This window comes from Variovorax beijingensis, assembly GCF_007828835.1.
GTDB lineage: Bacteria > Pseudomonadota > Gammaproteobacteria > Burkholderiales > Burkholderiaceae_C > Variovorax > Variovorax beijingensis_A.
Genome location: NZ_VIVL01000009.1, coordinates 50,964 through 56,488 on the forward strand (window position 1 = coordinate 50,964; position 5,525 = coordinate 56,488).

General features: G+C 66.9%; 8 protein-coding genes. 7 read left to right on the top strand and 1 reads right to left on the bottom strand.

Annotation, left to right across the window (positions count from 1 at the left end; all coding sequences use genetic code 11):
- Positions 1–174 precede the first annotated feature (174 nt).
- Positions 175–759: a YSC84-related protein gene (locus FB547_RS23420; protein WP_145746047.1), complete on the top strand. Its 585-nt coding sequence runs from the start codon at positions 175–177 to the stop codon at positions 757–759.
- On the opposite strand, the gene FB547_RS23425 is transcribed toward FB547_RS23420, so the two are convergent.
- Positions 740–1,594, bottom strand: a complete 855-nt coding sequence (locus tag FB547_RS23425; protein WP_145746048.1) for a plasmid replication/partition related protein — start codon at positions 1,592–1,594, stop codon at positions 740–742. The two genes, FB547_RS23420 and FB547_RS23425, sit on opposite strands and share 20 nt — an antisense overlap.
- 304 nt (positions 1,595–1,898) lie before the next feature.
- Between FB547_RS23425 and FB547_RS23430 the strand changes: the two genes are divergently transcribed.
- From FB547_RS23430 to FB547_RS23455, 6 genes are all read left to right on the top strand, one after another.
- Positions 1,899–2,444, top strand: coding sequence for a sigma-70 family RNA polymerase sigma factor (locus FB547_RS23430; RefSeq protein ID WP_145746049.1), 546 nt, complete (start codon positions 1,899–1,901; stop codon positions 2,442–2,444).
- Between the two features lie 96 nt (positions 2,445–2,540).
- Positions 2,541–2,744: a DUF4880 domain-containing protein gene (locus FB547_RS23435; RefSeq protein WP_145746050.1), complete on the top strand. Its 204-nt coding sequence runs from the start codon at positions 2,541–2,543 to the stop codon at positions 2,742–2,744.
- Between the two features lie 101 nt (positions 2,745–2,845).
- Positions 2,846–3,106, top strand: coding sequence for an MbtH family protein (locus tag FB547_RS23440; protein WP_145746051.1), 261 nt, complete (start codon positions 2,846–2,848; stop codon positions 3,104–3,106).
- 5 nt (positions 3,107–3,111) lie between these two features.
- Positions 3,112–3,849 carry a thioesterase II family protein gene (locus tag FB547_RS23445; RefSeq protein ID WP_145746052.1) on the top strand — a complete coding sequence of 246 codons (738 nt, stop codon included), beginning with the start codon at positions 3,112–3,114 and terminating at the stop codon, positions 3,847–3,849.
- Complete coding sequence (locus FB547_RS23450) at positions 3,827–4,516, top strand: 4'-phosphopantetheinyl transferase family protein (RefSeq protein ID WP_145746053.1); 690 nt, start codon at positions 3,827–3,829, stop codon at positions 4,514–4,516. Before FB547_RS23445 ends, FB547_RS23450 begins: the two co-directional genes overlap by 23 nt.
- The gene (locus FB547_RS23455) at positions 4,513–5,505 is read left to right on the top strand and encodes a TauD/TfdA family dioxygenase (RefSeq protein WP_145746054.1); all 993 of its coding nucleotides are present in this window, start codon (positions 4,513–4,515) and stop codon (positions 5,503–5,505) included. Before FB547_RS23450 ends, FB547_RS23455 begins: the two co-directional genes overlap by 4 nt.
- Positions 5,506–5,525: the final 20 nt, after the last annotated feature.

Genomic DNA, 5,525 nt, shown 5'->3' on the forward strand with positions numbered 1-5,525 from the left:
GGGCGGCCGATCGGGCCCATCGTTCCTGGATGGCTCGACTTCGCGTAGGCCGTTTTCCCAAGTCGGCTTCAGCGGTATTTTGCGGTCTTAGCATGAGTGTTCGAACAGGCTGCCGAGGCCGCGAAAGAAAGCGCCTCGGCCTTTCCATCGTTCCAGCCAGCAAAGGAGAGCGTCATGCGATCCATCCAGTTCCGAAGCCTTGCGCTTGCGTGTGCCGTTGCAGTGGGCGGTGCCGCGGTGGTGGGCTGCACCACCACGCGGCCCCAGGACCAGGCCAGCAGCGCTTCCACGCGTGCATCGATCGATGCCCAGGTCGACGCCGCATTGTCCAAGTTGTACGACACGGTCAAGGGCTCGCGCGAGGTTGTTTCCTCATCCAGCGGCGTGCTGGTGTTTCCCGCCGTGGTCGGCGCCAGCATGGGCATCGGCGCCGAATACGGCCGGGGCGCGCTGCGCGTGAACGGCCGCACGCAGGCCTACTACAGCACCACCGCCGGCTCGATCGGCTTCCAGGCCGGCGCCCAGTCGAAGGCCGTGATCTACGTGTTCACCACGCAGGCCGCGCTCGACAAGTTCCGCAACAGCAAGGGATGGACGGCCGGGGCCGATGCCACCGTGGCCGCCGCAACCATGGGCGCGAACGGCAGCATCGACACCAACACGCTGCGCCAGCCGGTGGTCGGCTTCGTCTTGACCAATGTGGGGCTGGAAGCGGGCGTTTCGCTGTCGGGCGCGAAGATCACCGAGATCCGGCTGTAGCCAGCTGCGCCTGCAGTTCGGCGACTTGCTGGCGCAGGCCCTCGTTCTCGGCCGTGAGTTCGGCTACGCGCTGTTCCAGCAGCTGAACAGTGTCGGGCTGCCTGGCGGATGGATCGGCCGGATCCGATTCGGCCGACTCCTCGCGCGGCTTGCGCTTGGCCTCGCGAACCCGCTTGGCGGCCTGCCTGAGTTCGTCCTTGCCCGCATTCGCCGCCGACACCTGCTCTTCGGCAGGCAGGCTCGCCACGGCCGCCGCCGTGTTGATGGAGATCACGCCCGACTTCACGGCCGCCACCAGTTCAGGCGCGGCCTGCTTCTGGATCTTCTCGATCATCACGACCTGGTTGCTGCTCAGCCGCGCGGCCCTCGCGATGGCTTCGCGGCTGCTCAAGGGGGCAGGCGGGGGCAGGACCGCGGCGCTGCCGGCAGACGCCTCGGCAGCGGGCGCATCGGCATCGAAGGGCGCGCCGTCGCCGTCCGACGGCGCCGTCTCGGCCAAGGCGCGCGCACGGCGCTCGTCGACGATGTCTTTCTTCCTGAGTGCCAGCACGCCGCGCAGGAAGTCCGAGATGCTGCGCCGCCCGAGGTGCTGGTCGATCATCCACAGGTGCACGTCCTCGATGGTCTTGAAGCGCGTGTTCTGCACCGTCTGGAACGGCAGCCCGTGCTTCTGGCAGATGCCATAGCGGTTGTGGCCGTCCACCAGCACGTCGCCCCACAGCACCAGTGCGTCGCGGCAGCCTTCGGTGAGGATGCTGCGTTCCAGCGCCTCGTGCTCCTCCGGAGTCAATGGATCGATATAGGCTTTGAGTTCTTCGTTGACGACGATGTTCATGGGGCAGGGATCGGGGAAAGGGGCGGAATTCTAGTTGCGCGGTGGACCCGATCATCCTGCCGTCATGCAGGCGCTCCACCATCGATGAGCGGACCGGCCGATTTCCGGCGCTCGCCTGTCTCGCTTTTGCGTGCTCAAACGTCTAACGGATATGGGACACGAAGAGGGCGGGATATCGGGTTTTTTTGTACCCACAAGTAGTAATAGTTCTCATTTGCATTGAATACTTCAGGAGTAGCGCCTTCATGTTCACCTGTCTGCATCCTCGCCGACGTTCTCTTGGGCGATCCGTGCCCCGCCTCGCATGATGCGAGAGCCGATCGACAGCGCGCTGCACCTTTCGGAGCCCACGCTCGCGGAGGTCTTCATCGCGAATCGTGCTCAGCTCCTGCGCGTGGCGCGAAGAATCGTTCGCACCGCGGAGCTGGCCGACGATGTCGTGCAGGACGCCTACCTCAAGATCACCGACGGCCCTTGCGTACGCAAGGCCGATCGGCCGATCGGCTATTGCTGCCAGGTCGTGCGCAATGTCGCGCTCGACTGCTGCCGGCGCCACACCGTCGAGGCCACCTACCGCACCTTCGATGTCGATGTCGAAGTGCTCGATGTCGCCGGCGCGCCCACCCCCGATCGCCTGATGCGCGAACGCCAGGCGATCCAGGCCATCGACAAGGTGCTCGCCGGGCTCCCAGCGCGCACGCGCCTGGTGTTCGAGCTCTACCGGCTCGAAGGGCTCACCCAGCGCGACATCGCGCAGCGCCTGGGATGCGCGCTTGGACTGGTGAACGGCCTGATTGCCGAGGCGGCGCAGGCGATCAGGGAATGCGGCCGCCTGCTCGAGGACGACTGAGCCTTTGCACGCCCGTGGGCTTGGTGTAGGGTAAAAGCCTTAACCCCCGCGCGACGTGCCGATGTACTGTCGCGTGATGCCTCACACCCTTCACGCATGACACAAGAACAGGACGACCCCATCTGGAGCACCGCTTGGCAGTGGGTGCAGCGCGAGTACGACCACGAGAGCTTCGATGCCCGCGCGCGGGCCGAGATGACGGCCTGGCTTCTTGCCGATCCCCTGCACCGCAAGGCCTACGACAGAGCCGCCCGGCTGTGGCTGCTGGCCGGACTGGTGCCGCCGGCAGCAGCGGAGTGAACAGATCGTGTCCTGAAACGTCTTGTTGATCAGGAGCGACGAGATGGCCAGCCGGCCGTCGACTCGCCTTTCATCCTGTTCAACCGCATAAGGACGCACCCATGTCGACGAGTTGCTTCGATCGCGAAGACGAGACCTTCATCGTTCTGGTCAACCACGAAGACCAGTATTCCATCTGGCCCCACTGGAAGGCCGTACCGAAGGGCTGGACGGCGGTAGAAGGCGTCAAGGGCGACAAGAAGACCGTGCTTGCCCACGTCGAGCAGAACTGGACCGACATGCGTCCGCGTTCGCTGCGCGAGTGGATGGCGCAGCAGAACCCGGCGACTGGAGGAATCGCAGCCCAAGCCGCGGCGGGTTGACGCGCGTGGACGCGAGCGTCTCGCTGCTGTGCCTGCCTTGTGCGGGCGCCAGCGCAACGATGTACCTGCGCTGGCGGCGGCTGCTGCCGCGCTGGCTCCGCATCGTGCCCGTGGAGTTGCCCGGCCGCGGGGGCCGGCTGTCCGAGCGCCTGGTCCGGAACTTCGATGAGCTCGTTGCGCAGGTCTGCGCGGAGCAGGCCGAGGCGCTGCGCGGCGAGTTCGCGATCTTCGGCCACAGCATGGGATCGTTGCTGGCCTACGGCATCACCCGCCGGCTGCAATCGTTGGGGCGCCCATTGCCGCTTGCGCTGCTGGCTTCCGGCAGCTGTGCGCCTTCGCGGCGCGATCCTGCGCGCTTCGCAGGCAAGACCGACGACGCATCGCTCACGGCTGAGTTGCGCAGGCAGGGCGGAACGCCCGAGGAAGTGTTCGCGAGCGCGGAGCTCATGCGCATCACGCTCGACATGCTCGGCGCCGACTACCGCGTGTGCGAGAGCTTCCGGTACCGCGAAGATGCGCCGCTGCCCATGCCCGTGCATGTCTTTGCCGGGCGCGAGGACGACATCGACGCGGCTTCCGTCCATGCATGGTCGGCCGAGGCGGGGGGTGTCTTCACGCTCGATTGGTTCGACGGCGGCCACTTCTTCATCCGGCAGCGCGAAACAGCATTCCTGGCCGCGCTCACAGAGCGACTCGGCCAGGCCGTTGCAGGAGAGCGCCATGCGTCCCGTGTCCTGGCCTGACCCGCGTCCCGCAGGCATCGAGGTCTACCGCCTCGACTTCGACCTGGACGCCGATGTCTCGGCCGAGCGCCAACTGCTGGCATTCGCCGAGCGCGCGCAGGCCGACAGATATGCGCGCACCGCCGACCGCGTGCGCTTCACGGCCACGCGCGCGGCCCTTCGCGGCCTGCTTGCGCGGCGCGTGGGCTGCCAGCCGGCCGACGTACGGTTCGCGGCGGGCCTGTACCGCAAGCCCTTCCTCGACGTGGCCGGTGGCGATGCGACGCTCTTCAACGTCTCGCACTCGGGCGCTCATGCACTCATCGCGCTCGCCGATCCCCGCGTGGTCAGCGCGGTGGGCATCGACATCGAGGCCTGCAGGAGCGACGTCGACGCCGAGGCCGTCGCTTCGCTCGCCTTCACCGGCAGCGAACGCCGCGCGCTGCAGGAAGCTGGCGATCCGCTGCAGGCCCTCTACAGCCGCTGGGTGGGCAAGGAGGCGGTGCTGAAGGCCGTCGGCGTCGGCGTGGCCGAGCACCTTCAATCCATCGGCATCCACTCCGGTGCGAACGGGCGATACGTCCTCGAATGCGCCGTTGCCGAATGGTCCGGTCTTCAAGCCGTGGCGCTCGATGCGCCCACGGGCTATGCCGCCGCGCTCGCGTGGCGTGCCAAGGAATCGACATGAATGAAACGCTCACACGGTTCGTGCGCAGCAAGGCGCCCGCCGGCTCCGACCTCCCGGTCCTCATGACACCCGCGCATGCCGGCGAAAACCTGCTCTCGGCGGTGCAACGCCTGCGTCCGCAGATCGAGGAGTCGCTCCTTGTCGCCGGCGGCGTGCTGCTGCGCGGCTTCTCGGTGCCGGCGGTGGAAACTTTCCAGCAGTTCGCCTCGTCGTTCGGCCATCCGCTGCTGAAGTACGAGTTCGCCTCCACGCCGCGCTCCGCGGTGTCGGCCTCCACCGGCGCAGGTGTCTACACCTCGACCGAATACCCGGCGCACCAGAGCATCCCGCTGCACAACGAGCAGGCCTACACGCGCGAGTGGCCGATGAAGATCTGGTTCCACTGCGTGACCGCCTCGCCCGAGGGCGGCGAGACACCCATTGCCGACAGCCGCGCCGTCTACCGCCGCATGCCCGGGCACATCCGCAAGCGCTTCGAGCCCGGCATCCTGTACGTGCGTAACTTCGGCGAGATGGACGTGCCATGGCAGAAGGTGTTCAACACCGAAAGCCGCGTCGAAGTCCAGGCCTTCTGCGAGCGCTCGGGCATCTCGTGGGAATGGAAGGACGACGGCGGCCTGCGCACCCGGCAGCTTTGCCAGGCCGTGGAGACGCATCCCGTGACCGGCGAGCAGGTGTGGTTCAACCAGGCCCACCTGTTCCACGTCTCTGCGCGCGAGGCCGAGGAGCGCGAAGTGCTCGAAGAAATCTACGGCATCGAGAACGTGCCGCGGAACACCTTCTTTGCCGACGGCTCGACCATCAGCGATGAGATCTTCGCCGAGGTGCGCGCCGTGCTCGATGCGGAGACGGTGGCCTTCCCGTGGGAGGAGGGCGACGTGCTGATGCTCGACAACATGCTGGTGGCGCATGCGCGCTCGCCGTTCAAGGGGCCGCGCAAGGTGATCGTGGCCATGGCCGAGCCGCACGGCAATCTGGGCCGCTTCTAGAAAAGCAGGGAGTCCGCAGG